We start from the raw sequence: 386 nt of genomic DNA, 5'->3' as shown, positions 1-386 counted from the left end.
TCATGGTAACAGTATGCAGTCGCTATGATCAATAAAGTGAATATAAACCCAAGGATTCCTCTGACAACCGCATAAGTCTGTACTGTCATTTTTACTGCCAAGCCGATCACAAAAAGGATCAGCCATACCGGCAGTAATAATATTTTCCCAACAAGTTTTAAAATAAACATGTGCACCTCCTATCTTACCAGTCCTGGCATATCATGGTTCACCTCTGCCTGATAATACCCGTTCATCGTTGACGGTGCATTAAACAAAGCTGCTAATAAATATTTCTTGATGTTCTTCACCTTTGTGGTGTTACCACTCATACAGTGTAAGACATACTCGATATGTGAATAGGTCAGCATCAGAAATTTTTTCTTCACCAGTGATGCCGGATACCA

At 39.6% G+C, this 386-nt stretch carries 1 protein-coding gene; it reads right to left on the bottom strand.

What is annotated here, in order from left to right:
* Positions 1-179 precede the first annotated feature (179 nt).
* A partial coding sequence (locus G5B06_RS18655; RefSeq protein ID WP_244094512.1) for a DUF6017 domain-containing protein occupies positions 180-386 on the bottom strand: 207 nt, incomplete at its 5' end.

The sequence above is a fragment of the Blautia luti genome (assembly GCF_013304735.1).
Classification (GTDB): Bacteria; Bacillota; Clostridia; order Lachnospirales; family Lachnospiraceae; genus Blautia_A.
Note: the sequence above shows the minus strand (reverse complement) of the source record. Positions and strands in the feature narration are given on the sequence as shown.